Origin of the sequence: Hymenobacter sp. UYCo722 (genome assembly GCF_040547115.1) — a bacterium.
Lineage (GTDB): Bacteria > Bacteroidota > Bacteroidia > Cytophagales > Hymenobacteraceae > Hymenobacter.
The window spans coordinates 987,128-1,009,614 of sequence record NZ_JBEPPC010000001.1 but is presented as its reverse complement, the minus strand read 5'-3'; the positions used below and the strand labels follow the sequence as shown (position 1 = coordinate 1,009,614).

Annotated in this window: 22 protein-coding genes; 11 read left to right on the top strand and 11 right to left on the bottom strand. The window is 60.0% G+C overall.

What is annotated here, in order from left to right; all coding sequences use genetic code 11:
- Positions 1-230: 230 nt before the first annotated feature.
- A complete protein-coding gene (locus tag ABIB44_RS04480) occupies positions 231-659 on the top strand; it encodes a hypothetical protein (protein ID WP_354583419.1) in 429 nt (142 codons plus the stop codon).
- Between the two features lie 140 nt (positions 660-799).
- On the opposite strand, the gene ABIB44_RS04475 is transcribed toward ABIB44_RS04480, so the two are convergent.
- Complete coding sequence (locus ABIB44_RS04475) at positions 800-1,930, bottom strand: AI-2E family transporter (RefSeq protein ID WP_354583418.1); 1,131 nt, start codon at positions 1,928-1,930, stop codon at positions 800-802.
- Between the two features lie 91 nt (positions 1,931-2,021).
- Entirely contained in the window at positions 2,022-3,218 is a 1,197-nt protein-coding gene (locus ABIB44_RS04470) for a lactonase family protein (RefSeq protein ID WP_354583417.1), read from the bottom strand.
- Positions 3,219-3,506: 288 nt separating this feature from the next.
- Here ABIB44_RS04470 and rpiA point away from each other — a divergent pair, with 288 nt between their 5' ends.
- Positions 3,507-4,262: a ribose-5-phosphate isomerase RpiA gene (gene rpiA, locus ABIB44_RS04465; protein ID WP_354583416.1), complete on the top strand. Its 756-nt coding sequence runs from the start codon at positions 3,507-3,509 to the stop codon at positions 4,260-4,262.
- Between the two features lie 12 nt (positions 4,263-4,274).
- A complete protein-coding gene (locus ABIB44_RS04460) occupies positions 4,275-5,162 on the top strand; it encodes an EamA family transporter (RefSeq protein WP_354583415.1) in 888 nt (295 codons plus the stop codon).
- On the opposite strand, the gene pgl is transcribed toward ABIB44_RS04460, so the two are convergent.
- The 3 genes from pgl to gnd all read right to left on the bottom strand — a co-directional run bounded on the left by pgl (position 5,159) and on the right by gnd (position 9,277).
- Positions 5,159-5,902, bottom strand: a complete 744-nt coding sequence (gene pgl, locus ABIB44_RS04455) for a 6-phosphogluconolactonase (protein ID WP_354583414.1) — start codon at positions 5,900-5,902, stop codon at positions 5,159-5,161. The genes ABIB44_RS04460 and pgl overlap by 4 nt on opposite strands.
- 173 nt (positions 5,903-6,075) lie before the next feature.
- Positions 6,076-7,605: a glucose-6-phosphate dehydrogenase gene (gene zwf / locus ABIB44_RS04450; protein ID WP_354583413.1), complete on the bottom strand. Its 1,530-nt coding sequence runs from the start codon at positions 7,603-7,605 to the stop codon at positions 6,076-6,078.
- A gap of 172 nt (positions 7,606-7,777) precedes the next feature.
- Entirely contained in the window at positions 7,778-9,277 is a 1,500-nt protein-coding gene (gene gnd / locus ABIB44_RS04445; RefSeq protein ID WP_354583412.1) for an NADP-dependent phosphogluconate dehydrogenase, read from the bottom strand.
- Positions 9,278-9,535: 258 nt separating this feature from the next.
- Between gnd and ABIB44_RS04440 the strand changes: the two genes are divergently transcribed.
- Positions 9,536-9,835, top strand: a complete 300-nt coding sequence (locus ABIB44_RS04440; RefSeq protein ID WP_354583411.1) for a hypothetical protein — start codon at positions 9,536-9,538, stop codon at positions 9,833-9,835.
- Between the two features lie 71 nt (positions 9,836-9,906).
- Positions 9,907-10,110, top strand: a complete 204-nt coding sequence (locus tag ABIB44_RS04435) for a hypothetical protein (protein ID WP_354583410.1) — start codon at positions 9,907-9,909, stop codon at positions 10,108-10,110.
- Positions 10,111-10,126: 16 nt separating this feature from the next.
- Here the strand turns inward: ABIB44_RS04435 and ABIB44_RS04430 are convergent, their stop codons facing one another.
- Positions 10,127-12,175, bottom strand: coding sequence for a HelD family protein (locus tag ABIB44_RS04430; protein ID WP_354583409.1), 2,049 nt, complete (start codon positions 12,173-12,175; stop codon positions 10,127-10,129).
- Positions 12,176-12,480: 305 nt separating this feature from the next.
- On the bottom strand, positions 12,481-13,176 hold the full coding sequence (locus tag ABIB44_RS04425) for a S24 family peptidase (protein ID WP_354583408.1): 696 nt from the start codon (positions 13,174-13,176) through the stop codon (positions 12,481-12,483).
- Positions 13,177-13,432: 256 nt separating this feature from the next.
- Here ABIB44_RS04425 and ABIB44_RS04420 point away from each other — a divergent pair, with 256 nt between their 5' ends.
- The 6 genes from ABIB44_RS04420 (at position 13,433) to ABIB44_RS04395 (ending at position 17,127) form a co-directional block, all read left to right on the top strand.
- Entirely contained in the window at positions 13,433-13,681 is a 249-nt protein-coding gene (locus ABIB44_RS04420) for a hypothetical protein (RefSeq protein WP_035559982.1), read from the top strand.
- A gap of 2 nt (positions 13,682-13,683) precedes the next feature.
- Positions 13,684-14,016, top strand: coding sequence for a helix-turn-helix domain-containing protein (locus tag ABIB44_RS04415; RefSeq protein WP_035559979.1), 333 nt, complete (start codon positions 13,684-13,686; stop codon positions 14,014-14,016).
- A gap of 10 nt (positions 14,017-14,026) precedes the next feature.
- The gene (locus ABIB44_RS04410) at positions 14,027-14,632 is read left to right on the top strand and encodes a hypothetical protein (RefSeq protein WP_354583407.1); all 606 of its coding nucleotides are present in this window, start codon (positions 14,027-14,029) and stop codon (positions 14,630-14,632) included.
- A complete protein-coding gene (locus ABIB44_RS04405) occupies positions 14,629-15,588 on the top strand; it encodes a hypothetical protein (RefSeq protein ID WP_354583406.1) in 960 nt (319 codons plus the stop codon). Before ABIB44_RS04410 ends, ABIB44_RS04405 begins: the two co-directional genes overlap by 4 nt.
- Positions 15,581-16,312 carry a hypothetical protein gene (locus ABIB44_RS04400; RefSeq protein ID WP_354583405.1) on the top strand — a complete coding sequence of 244 codons (732 nt, stop codon included), beginning with the start codon at positions 15,581-15,583 and terminating at the stop codon, positions 16,310-16,312. The genes ABIB44_RS04405 and ABIB44_RS04400 overlap by 8 nt, the downstream gene beginning before the upstream one ends.
- 182 nt (positions 16,313-16,494) lie before the next feature.
- Entirely contained in the window at positions 16,495-17,127 is a 633-nt protein-coding gene (locus ABIB44_RS04395; protein WP_354583404.1) for a hypothetical protein, read from the top strand.
- A 47-nt stretch (positions 17,128-17,174) separates the two neighbouring features.
- On the opposite strand, the gene ABIB44_RS04390 is transcribed toward ABIB44_RS04395, so the two are convergent.
- From ABIB44_RS04390 to ABIB44_RS04375, 4 genes are all read right to left on the bottom strand, one after another.
- A complete protein-coding gene (locus ABIB44_RS04390) occupies positions 17,175-17,645 on the bottom strand; it encodes a hypothetical protein (protein WP_354583403.1) in 471 nt (156 codons plus the stop codon).
- A 283-nt stretch (positions 17,646-17,928) separates the two neighbouring features.
- Positions 17,929-18,333, bottom strand: coding sequence for a hypothetical protein (locus ABIB44_RS04385; protein ID WP_354583402.1), 405 nt, complete (start codon positions 18,331-18,333; stop codon positions 17,929-17,931).
- Positions 18,334-18,920: 587 nt separating this feature from the next.
- Positions 18,921-21,650: a restriction endonuclease gene (locus ABIB44_RS04380; RefSeq protein ID WP_354583401.1), complete on the bottom strand. Its 2,730-nt coding sequence runs from the start codon at positions 21,648-21,650 to the stop codon at positions 18,921-18,923.
- Complete coding sequence (locus ABIB44_RS04375; RefSeq protein ID WP_354583400.1) at positions 21,647-22,474, bottom strand: hypothetical protein; 828 nt, start codon at positions 22,472-22,474, stop codon at positions 21,647-21,649. The genes ABIB44_RS04380 and ABIB44_RS04375 overlap by 4 nt, the downstream gene beginning before the upstream one ends.
- Positions 22,475-22,487: the final 13 nt, after the last annotated feature.

Genomic DNA, 22,487 nt, shown 5'->3' with positions numbered 1-22,487 from the left:
CCGCCGGCCGGGCCGCCCAGGCACCGGATATTTCCACCACTAATGCTGTTTGCCAGGGCCAAAGCGATGCTTCATGGGCTGGTGGGGCGTGGCTGCCGCAAGCGGCTATCCGGCACCGGGCGATTTATTGGTCGGGGGGGCTTGGTGGCCCGTCGGTTTGGGGGTAAATTTGACTTCCTATGGCCCTGCGCGGCTGAGGTATCATGACCATTCTACCGTTTTAACTGGCGATGACTTTGTTCTCCCAAGCCCCGGAAACGCTGTATTTTCAGAACGTGGCCGGCCGGCTGTATTACCAGGCGGGAGCCCAGGTGGTGCGCCTGGCGTGGGCGGGCGAGCGCATTGCGCTGCCGGCCATTCAGGAATACTACGAGCAGGTACTGGCCCTGATGCTGAGCACCGGCACCCACAAAATTCTATCTCACCACGGGCAGCGCGCTCCGTTACCGGGCCCGGCCCAGGAGTGGCTCACCGGCAACTGGATTCCGCGTGCCATTGCTCAGGCCGGGGTCCGCTACTGCGCCATTGTGGAAGGGGCCGACCCCATGCACCGTCTCTCCACGCAGTCGGTGGTGTCGGCGTCGCCCAGCGGCCTGCAATTCCGGCGCTTCGCCGAATTGAGCGAAGCCGATGCCTGGCTGCGCCAAGTGCGCGGCTAGGTGATTACATAGATGACGAGCACATGATGCCGAACGCAACCGCGGTGTTGTGCATGGGGTAGCAACGCAATTGACTGGTTTACTACTGCTCGCCAGATGCCTCGGCTGCGCTCGGCAAGGCCTGCCGAAGAACTTTGTCGCTACCCCTTGCCCTCGGCGGTCAGCACTTGCTTTTTGGCCGGATTGACTTTGCGCCCGCGCGGAGTTTCCTCATCGCCCAGCACCATGCCCCAGGGCTTAAGCGACTCGATGCGGTCGAATACGATTTTGAGGATGGCGATAACGGGCAGGGCCAGAAACATGCCGGCTACGCCGCCGATGGCGTTGCCCACCAGCACGCCCACGATGGCAACCAGGGCGTTGACCTGAATTTTGGACGCCACGATGCGCGGAATCAGGAAGTGGTTGTCGGTGAACTGGATGAGCATGTAGGCCCCCAGCACCGCGATGGAATGGCCGTAGCCGGGCTTGGCTACGAAGGCCATGAGCATGGGCAGGGCAATGGCAATGAGCCCGCCGATGTATGGAATGAAGTTGAGCAGCGCGCCCATCACGCCCAGCAGCAGGGCGTAGGGTACTCCGATAATGAGCAGGACCGTCACGTTGAGCGCGGCCACGATGCTGCCCTCAATGAGCAGGCCCACCATGTAGCTCTGGATGGCCGCTTTGCTCTCGCGCAGCACCTCGCTCACGCCGGTATCGCGGCGGTGCCCCGAAAAGGCCTGCACCAGAAAATCAACCAGCCGCTTCTGATACAGAAACAGCAGAAAAATATAGACCGGAATCAGCGTAAACGTCACCAGCAGTCCCGATATGGCTGAGAGTGTACCGCCCAGCAGGCCCTGCGCCTTGGTGCCGGCCTCGCCCACCCAGCTTTGCAGCTTCTGGTCGCTCAGGCCGAAGCGCGACTGTAGCCACTCGTGTACATCGGCCGTAGTCTCGGCAAACTTCTTCTTGAACATCGGCATCTGGTCCGACAGCTGGGCCGCTTCTATTGAGATGAAGTACACCAGCCCGAGCACCGCCGCCACGCCCAGTACCACCGTGAGGGCAATAGCCAGCAGCTGCGGCACGCGCCGACGCAGCAGCCATTGCTCCACCGGGTGCAGCATAATGGCGAAAATGGCCGCGAAAAACAGCGGGAATATAATTTCCGAGGCGATGTGGAGGGTGAACACCAGCAGCGCCAGCCCCAGCAATATGAGCGGGGCTTTCACGTAAAGTGGGAACTGCAGCTCGCGGGTGGGCGGCACGGGGTCGAAGTCAGCCATGGTCAAAAATAGCCGCCGGCAAATAGTCGCTGGCTGCGCCCCATACGGCCTACGCGCCCGAGTGTTGCCACGACGGGGCTAACCAGGGAGGTTATTTGCGGAAATCCTCGACCACGCCCACGAACATGGGCGCGGGCACCGGGGCCTGCTGCCCGGTGGGCGTGAGCAGCCCCGAAAGCGCGTCGACGCGGTAGCTGACGAGGTTGTTGGAATTCTGGTTGGCCACCAGCAGCAGGCGGCCGCTGGGGTCGAGGGCGAAGTTGCGCGGGGTTTTGCCCTGCGTGTCCACGTCCTGAATGGGCACCAGCGTGCCGTTGCTGCTGTCGATGGCGAACACGGCAATGCTGTTGTGGCCCCGGTTGGAGGCGTAGAGGAACAGGCCGTTGGGGGCCACGTGCACGTCGGCGCAGGAGTTGTCGCCGGAGTAGCTGGCTGGCAGCGCCGACACAGTTTGCAGCTCGCGGAAGTGGCCGGTAGCCGCGTCGTAGGCCAGCGTGGTCACGGTCGAGTTCAGCTCGTTGATGAGGTAGGCGGTTTTGCCGTTGGGGTGAAAGGTGAGGTGGCGCGGCCCGGCCCCAGGCTTGGCCCCGAAGGCCGGCTCGGGCAGGCGCGTGAGGCGGCCGGCCGGCGCATCGAGGCGGTAGCCCACTACCTGGTCGGTGCCCAGATTCACGGCGAAGGCGAATTTGTTGGCCGGGTCGGGCAGCAGGCAGTGGGCGTGCGAGGCATTCTGGTTTTTGTGCGGGCCGCGGCCGGTGTGCTGGTCGGTGGTGGGCGGGCTGAGCGCACCGTCGGTCGCCACGGGCAGAATGCTTACGTTGCCACCTATATAGTTGGCCACGAGCGCATTTTTGCCGGTGTGGTCGAGGCTGATGTAGCAGGGCGATGCACCGCCCGAAGGCTGCTGGCCGAGGGGTTTCAGCCCGCCCGAGTGCGGGTCGATGACGAAGCTGCTCACCCCGCCACCTGGCGCGCCCCGGAAGGTCTGGGTTTCGCTCACGGCGTACAGAAACCGGTGGTTGGCCGCCAGCGCGAGGTAGGTGGGGCTTGCCCCGCCCAGCTGCCCGCTGAGTTTGGTGAAGGCCCCACTGGTCGCGTTCACGCGGTAGAGGTAGATGGTAGTGTCCTGCGCGCCGCCCACGTTGGTGCCGATGTAGAGCAGGTAGTCGGCCGGCAGGGTGGCCGTCGCGGGCCGGCCGCAGCCAGCCAGCAGGGCGCTGGCACCCAGGGCGAGGCCGCCCAGCAGCCCACGGGAAAATGTCGAAAATCGCGAAACAGGATGAGTCATAGAGCCGGAAGTAGCGAAAGCTGCAAAAGTGCCTCAAGCTACGCCAAATGCCGCCGGGCCACCAACCGCCAGTTCCTAAAATTCGGCTCCGCAGCCAGTTTTCACCCATTGCAAAGTCCTGCATCGGCTGTTTTTTGTTCGCCGCCGGGTGCTCCGGCCCGCCGCCGGGGCTACTTTTGGCGGGCCGTTCCGGGCCATTTAGCGGCGCGGGGGCGGGCGGGGAGTGGCCCCGCCGCGTTTTTTCTCATTGGGCACCGGCCGTGGCCGCGCCTTTATTTCCCGCTCGCCGTGTCTGCACCCCGACCCACCTCCGCTCCCGATTTAACCGCCGAAAAGCTGCTCGCCGCCACCACTGCCGTGGGCTGGGTGCGCGACGGCATGCGCGTGGGCCTGGGCACGGGCAGCACCGCCGCTCCGTTCATCACCCTGCTCGGCCAGCGGGTGCGCGAGGGCGGCCTGCGCATCGAAGCCACTGCCACTTCCCGCGCCAGCGAGGAGCTGGCCCGCCAGGTGGGCATCCCGCTACTGGAGCCCCGCCGGGGCCTGCGCTTCGACCTCACCGTGGACGGGGCCGACGAGCTCGACGCCCAGCTGCGCCTCATCAAGGGCGGCGGGGGGGCACTGCTGCGCGAAAAAGTCATCGCCACCGCTTCCGACTACCTGCTCATCGTGGCCGATTCCACCAAGGCGGTGGGCCAGCTCGGCCGCTTTCCGCTGCCGCTCGAAGTGGTGCCCTTCGCCCTGCCCTGGGTGATGGACGCCGTGGCCGACCTCGGCGGCGCGCCCGTGCTGCGTATGAGCAAGGATAACCCCGCCGAACCAGCGCATTCCGACCAAGGCAACCTGCTCGTCGACTGCCATTTCCAGCTGATTGCAGACCCCGCCGCGCTGGCCGCGCAGCTCATCGTCATTCCCGGCATGGTCGAGCATGGCCTGTTTCTGAGGCTGGCCCGCGCCGCCGTGGTGGTGCAGGGCGGGCAGGCGCAGGTGTGGCGGCCGGGCCAGGCCCCGGTGGCGGCCAGCCAGTTCACGGACCTCCCGTAGCGGCGGCCTTCGATGAAGTCAACCTCTCGCTTCACCCTACCGGCCGTACCCGCCGTGCTGCTCGCCATCGTGAGTGTGCAGGGTGGAGCGGCCATCGCCAAGGGCTTATTCCCGGTGCTGGGGCCGGCGGGCACTACCAGCCTGCGGGTGGGTATTTCGGCGCTGGTGCTGCTGCTGGTGGTGCGCCCGCGGTTGGGGCGCCTGTCGGCGGCGCAGTGGCGGGCAGTGGTGCCGTATGGGCTGGCGCTGGGCCTGATGAACCTGCTGTTCTACTGTTCCTTGGCTCGCATTCCGCTGGGCCTGGCCGTGACGCTGGAATTTATCGGGCCGCTGGGGCTGGCGCTGGCGGGCTCGCGCCGCTGGGGCGATGTGGTGTGGGCGTTGCTGGCCGCCGCCGGTATTGCGCTTATTGCTCCGTGGCACGGCCAGGGTATCGACCTGCTGGGCCTGGGTTTTGCGCTGGCGGCCGGCGGATGCTGGGCCGTGTACATCGTGCTGGGCCAGCGCACGGCGGCCGTGCTGCCGGGCCAGCAGGCCGTGGCCATCGGGCTGCTGTTTGCCGCGCTGCCGGTGCTGCCGGTGGGCGTTGCCAGCGGCAGCCTGGTGGGCCTCACGCCTCACCTAATGCTGCTGGGATGTGCGTTGGCCGTATTTTCCAGCGTGCTCCCGTTTTCGTTGGAGATGCACGCCCTGCGCATCCTGCCCACGCGTACCTTCAGCATCCTGATGAGTCTGGAGCCGGTGGCGGCCGCGCTCTCGGGCTGGCTGCTGCTGGGCGAGCGCCTGCTGCTGGCGCAGTGGCTGGCGGTGGGCTTTATTGCGATAGCCAGTGTGGGCGCTACGCTAACGGCCCGCCGCCCGGTGGCCGCTTTTGGTGGCGAGCAGGTCGTCGACAGTTAGTCGGGTTGGGCGTTGCTATTGCTGAGCTGGCCCGCCGCCGCTTCGTCCAAAAACCAGTGCTGCTCGCCGGCCGAGGGGGCCACGAGTTGAGCGGGGAATTCCTCCGCGTTGCGCGCGCCCTGGCGCACGCGCCGTACTGCCGCCGCCTTGTCAGCCCCGAATACCAGAAAAGCCACCGCCCGCGCCTGATTGATGAGCGGGGCCGTGAAGGTGAGGCGGTACATATCAACTTCGGGCACAAACACGGCTTGTACTTCGGCTGTAGTAGCGCGCAGCACCTCCGTGTGCGGAAACAGCGAAGCCGTGTGCGAATTATCGCCCAGGCCCAGCAGCACCAAATCGAAGCGGGCCGGCTTGGGGCCGAAAAAATCGTTGACTTCCTTCGTGTAGGCCGCTGCCGCATCGGGCGGCGGCAGGTCGGTGTTTGGCGCGAAAACCTGGGCGTCGGCAATGCCCACCGGGGCCAATAAGGCCGTTTTAGCCATCAGGTAGTTGCTCTGCGGGTCGCTTTGTGGTACGTTGCGCTCATCGCCGAAAAAGAAGTACACCTGCGACCAAGCCACTTGATTACGGTAGGCGGGCGAGGCCAGCAACTCGTAGAGTTTTTTGGGCGAGCTGCCGCCCGACAGGGCCACGGCAAAGCGACCGCGCGCGGCGATGGCCTCGGTGGCGCGAGCCACAAAATAGCCGGCCAGCGCGTGCAGGGTAGTTTCGGTGGTAGGATGGATGTGCAGGGACATGAGCTTGTTTTCAGAGGAGTAGCTAGCTGGGAAGGGAGTCAAGGAGGGGCTCCCTGAACGTCATGCCGAGCGCAGCCGAAGCATCGCTACCGCAGTAGTGAATAGTTACTTGCAGGGTAGCGATGCCTCGGTTACGTTCAGCATGACGTTCAGGCGAGTATTTGCCTCACGGCTCAGGCTTTTTTCTGGTCGTTGCCCTTCAGCGGCAGCGTAAACCAGTGAAAGCCGTCGCGGGCAATCAGGGCTTCGGCCACTTCCGGGCCCCACGAGTCGGCCGAGTAGTTGGGGAAGCTCAAGCTCGGGCGGTTCTGCCAGGAGTTGAGGATGGGCATCACGAGGTCCCAGGCTTCCTCCACCTGGTCGCCGCGCATAAACAGGGTCTGGTCGCCGAGCATGGTATCGAGCAGCAGAGTTTCGTAGGCTTCCGGGGCCTCGGTGGTGTAGGTGCCGTGGTAGTCGAACACCATGTCCACGGTGTTCAGCATCATGTCGAGGCCCGGGCGCTTGGCCTGCACCTGCAGGCGAATACTCATCTCAGGCTGAATGCTGATGATGAGGCGGTTCTGCTGCCAGCTCTCGGCCGTGCCGGCCGGGAAAATGGAATGCGGCACATCCTTGAACTGCACGCTGATGATGGAGGCCGAGCGGTGCAGGCGCTTACCCGTGCGCACGTAGAACGGCACGCCCTGCCAGCGCCAGTTGTCCACGAAAAACTTCACCGCCGCGAAGGTTTCGGTATTCGATTTTGGGTTGGCGTCGGCCTCCTCGCGGTAGCCGGGTACTTGCTGGCCCTCCAGCCAGCCCGGGCCGTACTGCCCACGCACGGCCGACTCGCGCACCGCCTCGGGCGTGAAGCGGCGCATGGCCCGCAGCACGTCCACCTTGCGGTTGCGCACCTCGTCGGCGGTGAAATTCACGGGCGGCTCCATGGCCACCAGGCACAGCAGCTGCAGCAAGTGGTTCTGAATCATGTCGCGCAGCGCGCCCGAGCCGTCGTAGTAGCCGGTGCGGTCGCCCACGCCCAGCTGCTCGGTCACCGAAATCTGCACGTGCTCGATGGTGTTGCGATTCCAGAGCGGCTCCATTATCGCGTTGGCGAAGCGGAAGGCCATGATGTTCTGCACCGTTTCCTTGCCCAGGTAGTGGTCGATGCGGTAAATTTGCTGCTCGCCGTAGTGCTGGGCCAGCAGCTGGTTCAGGGCCCGGGCCGACTCCAAATCGTGCCCGAACGGCTTCTCAATCACGATGCGCACCCGGCTGGGGTCGGTGTCGGTATGGCTCTTGGCAATGCCCGTGGCGATGATGGGAAAAAACTCGGGGGCCACCGCCAGGTAGTAGATGATATTGGCCGGCGCGCCCCATTCCTGCTCCAGCACCGCGATGCGCTGGCCGAATTCTTCGTAGGCGGCGGGCGTTTTCACATCCGAAATCTGGTACTGAATGTGGGGCGCAAACCGGGCCCATGCTTCTTTCGTTGCCTTGCCGCTGCGCGAAAACTGGTTGAGGTCGGCCAGCAGGTTAGTCCGAAACTCTTCATCCGTCAGCTTGGTGCGGCCCGTGCCGATGATGGCAAACTGCGCGGGCAGCCAGCCATCGAGAAACAGATTATACAGCGCCGGCGAGAGCTTGCGGGCATTCAAATCGCCGGTACCGCCAAAAATGACGAAAACGGTGGGCGGGATGGTGGGAGCAGTGGTGTTCATGCCGATAAGGGGCGGAAATGAGACGTTAAAACGTGTTCAGAAAGCAATAAGGACCGTCATGCCGAGCGTAGCCGAGGCATCTCGCGTGTGGCAGTAATCAATGCCGTACAACAATGCGAGCGAGATGCCTCGGCTGCGCTCGGCATGACGGTAAGTTGAGTAGTACTAAAACTTAGCTGTTCGGCTGCACCGGCTCCTTGGCCGGGCCGTGCTCGTCCACCTGCGCGTCTTTTTTATTCGAGGCATCCTCGTGCTCCGGCGTCCACTGCGTGTGGAAAACGCCTTCCTTGCCGATAATCTCATAGGTGTGCGCCCCAAAATAGTCGCGCTGGGCCTGAATGAGGTTCGACGGCAGGCGGCCGGTGCGGTAGGCATCGAAGTAGCTCAGCGACGCCATGTAGGCCGGCACGGCCAGGCCGGCGGTGGCAGCGGCGGCCACCACGGCGCGGGCCCCGGGCACGGCGGCGCTCACCACGGCGCGCACCTGCTCGTCGAGCAGCAGGTGGGCCAGGTCGGGCGCGTGCTGGTAGGCGTTGTAAATCTCCGTCAGGAAGCCCGAGCGAATGATGCAGCCACCGCGCCAGATTTTAGCAATCTCGGCCAGCTGCAGCTCATACTTAAACTCCACCGAAGCCCGGCTCAGCAGCTGCATTCCCTGGGCGTAGGTGATGGCCATGCTGAAGTAGAATGCTTGCTCGAGCTGCGCCACAAACGCCTCGTGCGCCACCAGCAGCGCGCTGGCCACGGGGCCATACAGCTCCTGCAATTGCTCGCGCAGGGCTTTGTCTTTTGATAAATTGCGCATCGTCACGGCCGTATCCACGGTCGAGAGCGGCGTTTCTAAATCCATGGCGACCTGCGACGTCCATTTGCCGGTGCCCTTCGAGCGGGCCTCGTCCTTGATGTCGTCGAGCAGCAGGTGGTCAGTATTGGGGGCGATGAATTGGAAGATATCCTTCGTGATATCCAGCAAAAAACTTTGCAGCCGCCCCGCGTTCCACTTGGCGAATACTTCGCCGATGGCCGCGTTATCCATTCCCAGGCCGGTTTTCAGCACGCCGTAGGTTTCGGCAATGAGCTGCATCAGGCCGTATTCGATGCCGTTGTGCACCATTTTCACAAAGTGGCCGGCCGCGCCCGGGCCGATGTACGTCACGCACGGCTCGCCGCCCACGTGCGCCGCAATGGCCTCGAACATGGGCTGCACCACGCGGTAGGCTTCCTTGTCGCCGCCGGGCATCATGCTCGGGCCGAAGCGCGCGCCTTCCTCGCCACCGCTCACGCCCATGCCGAAAAAGTGGAAGCCGCTTGCGGCCAGGGCCTTGGCGCGGCGCTCGGTGTCGGTGAAGTGCGAGTTGCCGCCGTCGATGATGAGGTCGCCGGGGGCGAGCACCGGCGTGAGCTCGGCCACCACGGCATCTACGATAGCCCCGGCGGGCACCAGCAGCATCACCGCGCGCGGCGTTTGCAGGCTACCGATGAAGGTGGCCAGGTCGGCGTAGCCGGTCACGGGCTTGCCCTGGCCTTCCTTGGCTAGCAGGGCCACTTTGGTGGCGTCTTTGTCGTAGCCCGAAACCGGGAAGCCGTGGTCGGCCAGGTTCAGCAGCAGGTTGCGGCCCATGGTGCCAAGGCCAATCATGCCGAAGGAAGGGCGGGAGGGAGGGTTGCTCATCAGCGAAAGCGTAGGAATAAGGTGTCGGAAGAAAAACCGGCGCGTGGCCGTGGTACAAGCCCCAAGGGCCCGCCGAAGCTGGCCGCGAAAGCCAGCTTTACGGTCAGCCGAGGGGCCGTTGCGGCCATGCCGCGCCCAATGTACGGCCCGAGGGGGCGGTTTCGTTGCCCTCATTCAACATTCACCAACCGGGCCGGACCTTGCCTGAGCGTTTCGGCAGCCGCCTGGGTTGCGGCTGGTTGCGCGCCCGTTTGCCCTATGCCTTACTTTATTAGACAGACCCCTGGTGCCCGTCCCATCGAGGCCACGCAGTGGTTTCCGAACCAGGAGCTGCCCGGCGTCAGCAGCGAATCGGCGGGCCACCCGGGCGGGCATGGGCTGCTGCCCGTGCCGCCCCATGCCTACGTGCACACCCGCAAAGGCACCCTCACGGTTTTTGCCAGCGACTGGGTTATCACCGAGCCCAACGGCGAGCTGCACGTGTGCCAGCACCGCCTGTTCGAGCAAAACTACGCCCCGGTGCAATTGGATATCGAAACCGGCCCGCCCATCGCCTAGCCCCGCCAAACCGGCCCCCGAAGAGCCAACCACCGCTGACCCTGCCCTGCGCGAGGCGCTACCTTTGCCGCATGGAGTTTCAAAAAAAGAAGTACCTGTTTCGCGGTATGGATGGCTACGGTGGTTTCCGCAGCGGCCAGGAATACGAGCTGGAGCTGGGCCTGAGCCCCGCCGACGACGAGCGCCCGGCCGAAATTATCATCATCAACCCCGTTTCCCGCCTTTGGATGCATTGCAGCAAGCAGGAGTTCGCCGCGCGGTGGGAGAAGCGGTAGGGGCAGGAAAACCCGTTTAGGCCACTAAAAATGGGGCAACCTCACCCGAATAGGTGAGCGTGAGCTGGTGCATGGCCCGCGTAACCGCCACGTAAAGCATGCTTTTATCGACCTCCGTTTTATAAGTGCGAGCGGAGGCAAAGGGCACGATGACTTCATCGAATTCCAGTCCCTTCGCCAGATGGGCCGTCGTGATGATGATGCCTTCCTTGAAAGCCGTGGACTCATCCGTAAGCAAATAAATGGCGGGACCTTCTAGTGCCTGATGCGCCTGCTCGGCCTGCCGGAGGGTTTTGCAGATGATGCCCAGCGAATGATTGCCGGAGCGTTGGAAGGTCGTAATCAGCTGCTTGATGGCCTGCAGCTCCTCGCTTGGGCTGCCGAAGCGGGCCACCACGGGTGCCGGCCCATGCCGCTCCAGGGGGATGATGTTTGGGTTGGGCGTGATGCGCTGCGCGAAGGCTGTAATCTCGACCGTGGAGCGGTAGCTGCGGTAGAGCTTCACCACTTCGGCTTGGGGGAAAACCCGCTCGATGGTTTCGGCGGAAGACGCGCTGTATGGATTTACGGTCTGACTGACGTCGCCAAGAATGGTCTTGCGGCACCCGAATAAGCGCGATAGCACGGCGTACTGCACGGGGGTATAGTCCTGCATTTCGTCCACGAGCAGGTGCTTGACGTGGTCGTAGGCAGTGATGCCTTCCAGGCGCAGGCGCAGGTAAATCAGCGGAAATACGTCGGCGTATTCCAGGTGTAGGCCCTGTCCGAGCTTCAGGAGTTCGGGTTTGCCCAGCCAGCGGTAAAAATCCCGGTACAAATCCGGCACATGGTGGAACCGGAACATGCGCGGAATGGCCTCCCCAATCGTCGCTTTCTCGTGGTTGGTGAGCTTCCGCTTGGTGGCGTCGCGCACGTAGGCCCGCACCTCCTCGGCTACCAGCGCAAACCGTTTCAGGAGCGGCACCCGGTGAAAGGTTTTGAACTTTGCCAGCAGGAACGGCAGCGGCACCGTGGTCTGCCCCACCCGCAGCTCCTTCACGGTGAAGTAGTTGTTCTCCACGTAAAGGAGGTACTGGTTCAGCTGGGTCAGGAATTCAAACGACGATTTGAACCGGATGCGCTCAATAAACGCAGCATCGTGCGTATCCAGCAGCGCCGATACCTGGTCGAAAAAGGTCTGGAACGCGTACTGGTGGTCGAGCAAATCGGCCGCCAGCTCCTCCATGCCCAGTTCGGGAATGTGCTCTTCGCCCAGCTCGGGCAGCACGTTCGAGATGTAGTCGGCAAAGACTTTATTGGGCGAGATAATGAGCACATCCTTAGCCCCAATGGTCTCGCGGTAGCGGTAGAGCAGAAATGCAATCCGGTGCAGGGCAATCGAGGTTTTACCCGAGCCAGCCACCCCCTGAATGACCATTACCGGCGCGGTCTCGTTGCGGATTACCGCGTTCTGGTCGCGCTGAATAGTCGCGACGATGTTTTTCAGCTTGTCGTCGGAGGACTTGGCCAACTCGCGTTGCAGCACATCGTCGTGGATGTTCACGTCGTTTTCAATCATGAACTCCAGGCGGCCGTCCCTGATTTTATATTGCCGCTTTACCTCGATGGTGCCCTGCACCATGCCGCCCGGGGTGGCGAAGGCGGCTTCCCCCAGCTCGAAATCGTAGAACATGGACGAGACGGGGGCTCGCCAATCGTAAATCAGGCTCTGGCGCGGCTGCTCGTCGATAAAGGAATAAATACCGATGTACACTGGCAAGGTGGCCTGCCCCCGCGGTACGAAATCGATGCGTCCAAAGTACGGCGACTGGCCCAGCTTGAGGAGCTTGCGTTTCCGGGCCACGGCCGCTTCGCCCGTAAACGCCATGCGGTCGATGGATTGGCCGGCGGCCACCATGTCGGCCTCGTCCATGCCGGACTGCTGCTCGTGGATGTACTGCTTTTTCTCCCGCAGCTCGTCCGAAAACTGCTTCACGGAGCCGTCTACCCGCCGGATGCCCAGCGTCAGCTTCTCCTTAATTTCTTCAAGGTATTCTCGTTCTTCTCGTTCCGTTGCGTTTATCACTGGCAGTTCTGGGGAAATGGGCTTTAATGGTGAGTACAAATTTCGGGTGGGAGTAGCCGGAATTGTCGTTTTCTCGCTGTCTGTGCTATAGATTATTTTACTCCAGAAACAAAAACGCCAGAAACGAAGCCGACACTTCCGTGTCTAAGCTCCATTTCTGGCGTTTTTTCATCGAATGTACCCGGAGCCGGGGTAATTGGAACTATCAGATTTACGGCCCTAACCTTCTGATTTACTACTCATTCACTCCGCCTCTAAACGCGGTTGATTTGGTCTTGGTAGCAGTATTGGTAGCAGCAGCTTGATTAGCTCGCTTCGCCCACCAATTTCACGTCGTAGCGGGACGCTATGTCCAGCAGAATGCCGCGCAGCTGCGTCGAGTCGTGGGCCAGCATTTCCAGCAGCACCAGCATCCGGTCAAAGGCCTCGTTGGTGTTGGCCGGCACGCTGCGCGTCACCACGGCTTGCACCTGCCACAGTTCCTTCAAATCACTTTGCGGCAGAATGAATGGGTCGTAGAACTGGTTGTCCGATAGCAGCTCAATGGGCTCGCCGCGCTTCACCGGGCCCCGCAGCCGCTTCACCATAATCCGGTCGCGGGCCACCACCACGTACACGTGCTTGGGCTGAATCAGGTCCAGTCGCTCGGTGCAGGTGGCCACCACCAGGTCGCCCTGATTCAGCGTCGGCTGCATGCTGTTGCCGGATACCTCAAACGCCCGCACCGTCTTACCACCCGGCATGTCCGGGATGCTCAGCGTCTCCGGTTCCTCCATGGTATCGTCCACGTCGCGGGCCAGCAGGTAGCCGGCCTCGGCCTTTCTCGGCACTACGATGATGACTTCTTTGCCATTGGCATCCACCGTCACCACCGAGGGCATCCCGGTGTAGCTGGGCGTTTGCTTCACCTCCGGTTTGGCGTCGTCGGCCTTGAACATCGGCTCGTCGCCGCGCATCAGCCACTCCGAACGCATCTGCGGGTAGTGGTCTAGAATATCCATCAGAGTTTCATAACCCGGCTTGGATTTATTCTGAATTAGCTTATACAACTTTTGTGGACCTTCGTAGCCCAAATTCTTGGCTAACTGGTAAGCCGACAAGTTGTAATGGGTCATCAGTTCACTGATGCGTGTGCCAACGTGTGCTCTAGGGTCCATTATTTTTGCTGTTACTCAATAAACTTTTTTTGCTGTTACAAACTTTAGTAGCCACATTTGGGCTTCGAAGTCTAAACAAAGATACGTAATAGCAAACAAAATGGAACAGTTCGCAAAGATTATTTCTGAGCTACGGGCTACGTTGCCCAAGCGCAACGATTTTGCCAAGCGCACGGTCGAATTACTGGCCACCAAGGGCCTGGTTTACTCCAAGCAGCAGGTCTACAACATCCTCTTGGGCCGCTACCACAACACCGATGTGGCCGAGGCCTTCATCAGCGTGGTGGAGGCCGAAAAGAAGCGGGTTGCCGCCCTCCAGGTCCGGGCTACCAAAGCCACCGCCGCCTAGCCATGCAAGTAGCTCTCCTCGTCCCCGAACAAGAGTGGCGGCAGCTGCTGGCCGACGTGCAGCGCCTCAAGGCCCTGGAAGACGCCACCAAGCCCGCCCCCGCGCCCCCCGACCGCCTTTTCAACGTCCGCGAAGCCGCCGAGTACCTGCGCTTCACGCCCGAAGGTATCCGCAAGGCCCGCCGCGCCGGCCGCCTGTCAGGTGTGCGTCTCAACGAGAAGGAGTGGGGCTTTCGCCTCTCCGAACTCGACCGCTACGTCAAGCGCTACCACCGCCAGCTGCCACCCCCAACCACCATGCCCTTGGGCCGCCCGCTGATGGCCCAAGCCGCCTAATTCCCCCATCATGTCCCCGCTACTTCCTATCGTCGGCCCGGTTGGGCCCTGCCCCGGTGCGCCCGAAGCCACCGCGTCCATCATCGCCATCCACAAGGTCAAGTTCAAAGACCAGCGCCTGACCTGTGAGTTCACCGAGCAGCGCACCCAGGAGGCCCCGCCGCGGGCCTTTGCCCTGACGTGCGCCGAGCAGATTCACCCCGACCTGGCCCACCGCCTCAGCCGCCTGGTGCCGCACCTCTGCCTGCTCACCGAGCAGCTGAACGAAACGCCCGACTTTTGGCCCGATACGGCCGAGGAACTGCCCGCCCGCTTCCAGGCCTTCACCGTCACCGGCTTCGCGATGGGTAAGGGGCAGTCCGGTGTTACCCTCATCGGCCAGCGTGCCCTTACCACCGGCAAGGTGCTGAACCTGACCAGCCCCTACGTCAGCTTCGACGACGAAACCGATGCCGCCTATGCCTACGCCCCCCTGCTGGAAACCGAGCTAGGCGAAGCTCTGACCGAGGTTGAGGCGGCCTTACGCGGCAAATGCACCGACTACCGCCAGCTCGACCTATTCGAGCAGCCGCAAGCTGCCAACATCACGCTGGTGTCCACGCGTCCCGAGGCATGAACTTCATCCGTCACATCCGCACGGCCTTCGACCTGCTGGCCCGGCACCCCGACGCCACTCCGCACCACGTCAGCCTCTACGTGGCCCTGTTCAGCCAATGGAACGAGGAGCGGTTCCCGGAGTCGGTGCTGCTGGTGCGGGCCGAAGTCATGCGCGCCGCCCATATCGGTAGCGCCGGCACCTACCTCAAGTGCCTGCGCGAGCTCTCGGCTTACGGCCTCATCACCTACCTGCCTTCCCGGTCCGAGCACCGCCCCAGCCGCTGCCTCATGCACGAGTTGCAACCCGCTCAGCATGAACCACCGCTTGCACCAGAAGTGGACCAAGCACTGTACTCAAATGAGTCCGCAGCTTGCACCACATTTGGTGCAAGCACTAGCATCAAATCTGGTGCAAGCACTGGTGCAAGCCGTGGTCAAGCCGTGGTCTCTTTGTATAAACAGGTAGAAACAGAAGTAAACAGAAACAAACCTGTTCTATCAATCAAACTAGATGAGGCGGCAGCTGAAAAAAAAAGAGGGGAGGAGCTTCTCTCCGACGACGAGCTTTCAGCGCTGGACGATTCCGAGCTGACCGCCCAGGAGCCACCCCCCAAAGCAAAAGTTGCGCGAAAAGGAAAGGGTCCCACCGCCCGCCGGCCCCAGCGCCCGGAAATCCCCTTCGCCGATTCCGAGCTGGCTCCCCTCGATGCCTTCATGGCCGCCTTTGCCGGCACCGACTATGCCCTGGCCGACTTGCACTTCTACCACGAGAAAATCCTGAACTGGCGGCAAAAGGGCGACGTCCCCCTTCGGCGTGACTGGCTCGCCACCTGCAAGCAATTCTTCCTCAACGATGCCGCTGACAATCGTCTCAAACTCGCCCCCGGAACTCACCAGTACCGGCCTGGTCACTACAGCCCCGACCCCGGAACACGGCCTGCTCCAACTGGCTACCGCTCCAAGTACGATGCGTGAGCTGGCCAGCACCCCCAACCCCCAGGCCCGCGCTCTGCTGGCTGAGGTATCGGTGGGCCTCACCGTGGCCCAGGCCGTGGCCGCGCCCAAGCTGTTCCAGCTCCGGCACCGCTTGGGTGAAACGGTCCTGACCAAGCTGCTGGTTGTCATTTTGCGCGCCTTCATGGACTCGTTGCGCGTGCCCGACAAGCCCGACGCGGCCGACATTCTGGAGCTGGCCGACACGCTTGCCCACACCTACACCCACGACAGCCTGAAGGACATCATCTTGGCCCTGAAAGAGGCCCGCACCACCGGCACCAAGTTCTACCAATCGCTCGACGTAAGCACCCTCTACCGCCTCATCGCCGAGTACTTCACTCGCAAGACCGCCTACCTCGAAAACCGCCACCTCGACCAGAAAGCCACCGGCGCCGGCCAACAGGCCCAGGCCGTGCAGCTGCTCGGAGAAGCCGCCCCCCGGATGCTCGAAAACGTGGCCCAGCAGATTCCCGCCGAACACCCCAACGCCGAGGCCTTGCGCCAGAAGCTCACCATCACCAACCAGAAAGCCCGCCGCGGCCTCATAACCCCCGAGCAAGCCGAGCAGCAGCGCGCCGAAGTCCGCAACGCCACCGAGCGCAAGCCCCGCCAATCCTGGCAAGCCAGCCCCGAGGCCCAGCGGCTCATCGACCAACGTCACCGCGCCGAGAACGATTATTTGATGGAAAAATACCGCCCATGATAGCCAAGCACCGAAAGGGCGCCACTGACGAAGTCACTGCCGCCTGCTCCATGCGCCGCGGCGTGTTCAGCGACTTGCATTCTTAAGTTGTCAGCTTCTGATGCCTGACCTGTAGCCCCTTCCTGAAAACCGATAGCTAACCGCCACCCGCTAACCGTCACCAGCTAACCGCTCAAAACCAAATGCCAACCCCCATCGTCATCAGCTGCTTCGACCTAACCACTACGCTCGTGCAGCCGTGGGCCGAGGCCGGCTACCTCTGCTACTGCGTCGACCTGCAACACCCGCCCGGCGAAACCCGCGAGGGCAACATCATCCGCGTCGGCATCGACGTGCGCGAGTGGTTGCCGCCCTATGGCCCCGTAGCCTTTGCTGCCTTCTTTCCACCCTGCACCGACACCGCCATTTCCGGCCGCGCCCATTTCCGCCGCAAGGGCCTCGGCAGCGTCATCAAGGCCCTGCAGCTGTTCGAGTGGTCCGCTCGCCTCGCCGCCTGGTGCAATTGCCCCTACTTCATCGAGAACCCGGTGAGCACGGTCAGCACCTATTGGCGCCCCCCTGATTTCCGTTTCGACCCCTGCGACTTTGCCGGCTACCTGCCGCCCGAGCGCCAGCTCAGCGAAGCCTATACCAAGCGCACCTGCCTGTGGACGGGCGGCGGATTCCAGCTACCCGTTCACAAGGCCGTGGTGCCCATCTTAGGCTCCAAAATGCACAACCTGCCAGACTCAAAGAACCGCGCCAACCTGCGCTCCGCAACGCCCGTCGGCTTCGCCCGCGCCGTATTCGAGGCTAACAATGGGCACAATAGCTGATAGTCTGGTTAGTAACACTTAATTCCCAGTCAGCAATTGCCCTAATATCAAAATGGAAGGTTGCCGTCTTTACCATACCCCGCTGCCGCCATTTTCTGCTCCTGTAGTTCTAAATTGTATTTGTACCGGGCAGCTCTTTCCTCATAAGTAGGTGGCACTTCCACTTGCCACAGGTATTTTTCATCGTCATAATTGCGGCGGATGCCAGTGTCGTCATGGCGTAATATCAACTGGTCGCCAGGGAGCAACTTATATGCTTCTATGAGCTTATTATGGACCGTAACAACTACGTAAAGCACGCCCGCGACATGAAAATAGTGGGTAGGCAAACAGCCGGCTACATGCTTGCCGTCGCGATAATAATCACACGAGCCACCAATGTGAAGTGGCCGGTCATCATCACCCCAATCCAGTGAGTCAGGCAAGTCGTTACGGTCGGTGGTCCACAACCATTCAGGCCACGTGGGTTTGTTTCCAGTAGTCGGGTCAGGATTAAATGCGGTTGTTTCAGGATTCATTTTCGAGAAGGTAATGGGTGAAGTAAATGCGCTACTAGCGCGGTTTCGGAGTTGGTGTACAGTAGAGCGAAGCGGTGCTTCGCGTCCACGCGCTGTGGGTAGTCGTTCGCGTATCGGTCGGGGACGCGAAGCACCGCTTCGCCCTACTACCCGGCGTGTACAGTAATGCCGAAACCGCTGTAGTGTGGTTCGAAACCAGTCCCTGGTTTGCTGGCCGGGGACTGGTTGACCAATAGAATCAAGTGCTATTCCCAGGGTGGAAATAAACTTCTGGTAATCAGAACTAGCGTATCACGTACACCACGGTAGCTGACGCTTCCACCCCACGGCCGGTAGCTGCTGCTACCTGTTGCCCGTTCAGCAGTATGACGCCCGATATGTCCGAGTTAGCAGCGCTGGTACTTGGCAGGGATATCAGAAAATTTACATTGTCGCCCCTTTTCATCGTGCGTCTAAAAGTGACGCTTCCCGGCAAAGCCTGTGTCGCAAGCGTCGTGGTTCCCCCCGTCTCATTCGTGTAGGCAAAATAAGTAGCGTTGGTGTTGGTCGTCGACGACACGCGGTACTCAACCTGATAGCTTGTCTCTGTCGAAACAGGAGCAGGCGTTGGCTCATCACCCTTGCTGCAGCCGCTCATCAGCGACATGCCAATTGCCGCCATTGCGGATAAAAGAAAAGTGTTTTTCATAAACGCTGAAGCCTGATAGGGATGGTTTTGCAATCAGTCTTCCCGCTTACAATACCAACTTCAAAGCCAATTTTAGCTTTTTTGCCCAAACTCCCGAAAAACAGGCAATAATGCACACTTATATTTTTGGCACGATAATTTTATTATAAATATTCATTTGTTAATCAGTTTATTAGCTTAATTTTTACTCGCAAAAACAACATCATTTACACACCTAACTGTAAAAAAAACTCAATGCCCCAAAATAAATATTTTACACAAAATCGCCAAATAATTAGCGCCAAGTCAATAATAGTTAGCTTGTGGTATCAATATTGATAGCACGGAATCTTGCCCAAATTTGCGCAAGGCTTTTTATCCTGAAAAAATAAAACCGTGCCAAGTCTTTCCACATCGGCACCCCGAGTCACCACGCACGCACCACCATCGCCACTGTGCCAAGCTTACCCATGGTCAGCACATCGGCATCACTGCCTCACCTGAAGTAAGGCAAGTCAGGCCAGTAATCCCGCAAAAACGCCCCTCCAGCAATAGCTTGGAAGGGCGTTTTAGTTAAGAAAAAGTAGCGTTTGGGTCGGGCTCTTGTTCTAATTGCTTTTCTCCAATGCCCCCTCAGCCACTCCCTGCATCCCTCGCACACTCGTCACCACGTCATACATCACCCCCTCACCAGCAAGCAGCGCGAAGTGCCGACGTCCGCACTTAATCTTCATGTTCTCCACGTCCCGCCGCAGCTGTTCATCTAGCGTCGACTTCGTTTCCGCCACAAAATAAACCCGTCGGTCAGCCTCTAGCACCACCGCCCAATCCGGTACATAATTGCCAATCGGTGTCGGCACCTTGAACCCCCGCGGCAGCTTGAAAAAGAACTTAATCGAGGTATCAGCTTCCAGGTCTCGCGCAAACGTCCGCTCCGTGTCGCTATCCACCGGCACGTAGTTGTACAGCGTTTTCTCCGGGTGTTCGCTCACTGCAAACAAGTTGCTTAGAAACGTCTCAATCTCTTCGTTCGCAAACAGCTTCATTTCGTACTCCTGGCCCGCCAGCTGTTCGTACACCACCCCAGCTACTAGCAGCTTGTTCAGCGTCCGCTGAATCACCCCCACCACGTTATCAAGGAACAGTTGCGGGTTCACTTCCAGCTCCCCGTACCGTTCCGATTGCGTCAGTATTTCATATATCGTCCGCCGCGTGATATTCACTCGCTGCTGAATGTAGGCATACACATCCGGTATCGGATACCGCACCACTTCCGTCTTACTGGCTGACGAGCTGGTCAGCGTAGCCGTCACTCCATCTTTCTGGCTCATACCCAGCCGCGCCACCTCACTCACCAGTTTCGGCCGAACCGTCTTCGGCACCCGCTTCACGTCGCCCAGCTCTTCGACGGCCAGCCTGATTAAGTCGGCCGTTTCGTAGCTCACCCGATAGCGCGTCTTGTGCTTAATCCGGTCCCATATTTCAAAAAACAGCGGGCAGTTATCCGGCGTGATTTCCTTCGTGCGCTTAATCGTTGCAACGTCCCGCACGTTCTTAATCCGCCCCGCAAACGACACGCTCGTTTCTTCCTCAATCTCCGTCTGTAGCGCACGAGCGAAGCTGTCGTAGCTCTCATTCGCTACCACCGTCAGCACGTTCAGTGCCTTGTCCATCACCCGCTGCCCCAGCGAGTTCACCGGTAGCCGCAAGCCGCGCCCAATCTCCTGCCGCTTCCGTAGCGTACTCTTGGCCTCGTTCAGCGTGCAAATCTGAAACACATTGGGGTTGTCCCAGCCCTCACGCAGCGCCGAGTGGGAGAAGATAAATTGCACTGGCTCCGCCCGCCCGAGCAGCCGCTCCTTATCTTTCATTATCAGGCTGTAAGTGTCGTCGTCGGCCTTGGTTGAGCCGTTCGTATCCTTCAACCCCTTTTTATCCTGTGAGAAGTACCCCGCATGGACGGCCGCCGCCTCATGCGGTATCAGGTTCTCATAAGCTGGCTTCGCCGCCAGCTCCCGAAATGCTTCTTCAAACCACACCCCTAGCTTACCCAGCGTAGGCTTGCCGTCCTCAGTCAGCCCCCGGTAATTGGCCACCCGGTCAATGAAAAACAGCGACAGCACCTTGATACCCCGCGGCTGCAGTTGCTTCATCCGCTCAAAGTGGTGCAGCACCGTTTGCTGAACCTGAAACTTCATCACGTCCTCTGTCTGCCCCCCCTTCGATTCGCCCACGTTCAGCCGCAGCCCCCCACTAAACTCAATCCAACCCTCACCGGCGTTGATGCTCTCCAGAATGTACCCCTGCTTGTAAGCGTCGCGCCCGCCCGATAAATCAAATAAGTCGTCGCCCACCTTCACCGCCTTCTCTGCCTTATTCACTCCCGTCTTGCCGTTCTCATAAAACGACACCTTCGCGCCGATGCTTCGCTTGCCCGGCACTATCGCCCGCAGTTCCGCGAATGCCGCGTTGTAGTTGCCCCCGCCCGTGATTCCATCCACCCGAATCTGTTTTACCAGCCCCCGGTCATACGCTTGCACCGGGTTCAGACTATACACCAGGTTGTACAGGTTCTTGTGCGTCGCCGAGTAGCGCAGCAGGCACAGCGGGTTCAGGTTCACCAGCGCCCCCCGCCGCACGTCCGTTTCCATGTTTTGCGGCTCGTCCACTATTACCACCGGCCGCACTCCCTGTATGTACTCTATCGGCTTTACCCCGCTTTCCCGCTTGGTATTGATAATGTTATTGTCCTTCGTGAAGGCATCAATGTTCATCACCAGCACCTGTAGCGCGTCGCTCGTCGCGTAATTGCGCAGCGCCCCCAGCCGCCCACTGTCATACACGCTAAAGTTTATCGGCACCCGCCCGTACAGCGTCTGGAAATGCTCGTGGGTAACCTTCAAGCTATGTAGCGTCCCCTCACGGATAGCCACGCTCGGCACCACCACCACGAACTTGCGAAACCCATACTGCTTGTTCAGCTCATAAATAGTGCGCAGGTAGGTATACGTCTTGCCCGTGCCGGTTTCCATTTCCACAGTCAGGTTCAGCCCAATTGTGACCGTCGCCCCGCCCTGGCTCAGCGTCGTTGCCGCCAGCTCTGCTGACCGGCCAACCCCGTTCCGCTTCTGCACCTTTTGGATATTTTCAAGCAGTTGCTCATCACTTAGCACCAATTGATTTCCGACGCCTCGCTCTGTAAATTCCAGCGAAGCCCCTTCTTGTTGAAACGACGTGTCAAACCCGCCCTCGCCCAGCGGTTGCCCTGCAAATACGTCCACCACTGCCCGCACGGCATCAAGCTGGTAATCTTGCGAACTATCAAATTGCAATTTCATATGATGCGGGGAACAGGAGCACTTAAACTTTTTAAAACCGTTTCTTTTATCTTATCAAGCCCTTCTACAATGTTCTCATTGGGCATTATATTATCTAAATAAAAGATACCTCTATTGGATAAATGGTCTATAACGGTGAAGCCGATACGGTCGCGTTGACTATTTCCCTCGATAGTAAATAAGAAGAGTGGGACATTAAGTTGAGTAGCCAGCTTTATTGTAGGTAGCCATGTATTGTAGTTCGGCCCATTTTTGAAGAAATAAGGCGAAGGTTCACCTTTAGGACTTTCTAAAGGGTGAACTTGGGTATATATATTTTCGATAATGCAAGCAAAGCGCTTGTCTTTGAACATATACCCGTCGATATTACCACCCCACGCCATTCCATGCTTCGTCAATACACTGTCAAAAACCGATTTTTCAACTCGAGTGGCAGCCGTTATTAGTAATGGTTTGGGCTGACTCATGCCCTTAAGTGATGCCCACCATTTAATGAACTGGTCTTCGTTCATGGTAAGCATAAGAGTAGCAGAAAAATCTGGCTCAAACCGAATCAGATTTGCATAAAAGGTGCCTTCCTTATAGACTATGTAATAAAATGGAATATCAAGTGCCTTGGCCAAGTAATACTTAGCTTTTGCCTGTAGCTCAGGGAAAAGAATCGATAAATTAACTTCTTCGCCGTCATTGTATTGTACTGCCTCTACAGCTGCAGAAAAATCGAGGTCAGCTGTCAGCGTAAGTCCTTGTAGCGAAAATAATGATAGGTGCGTAAAGAGCCGGTTAGTAAAGTTGTGTTCACGTTCTGTAGTGCGAATAAGCATATTGCGGTTGTAA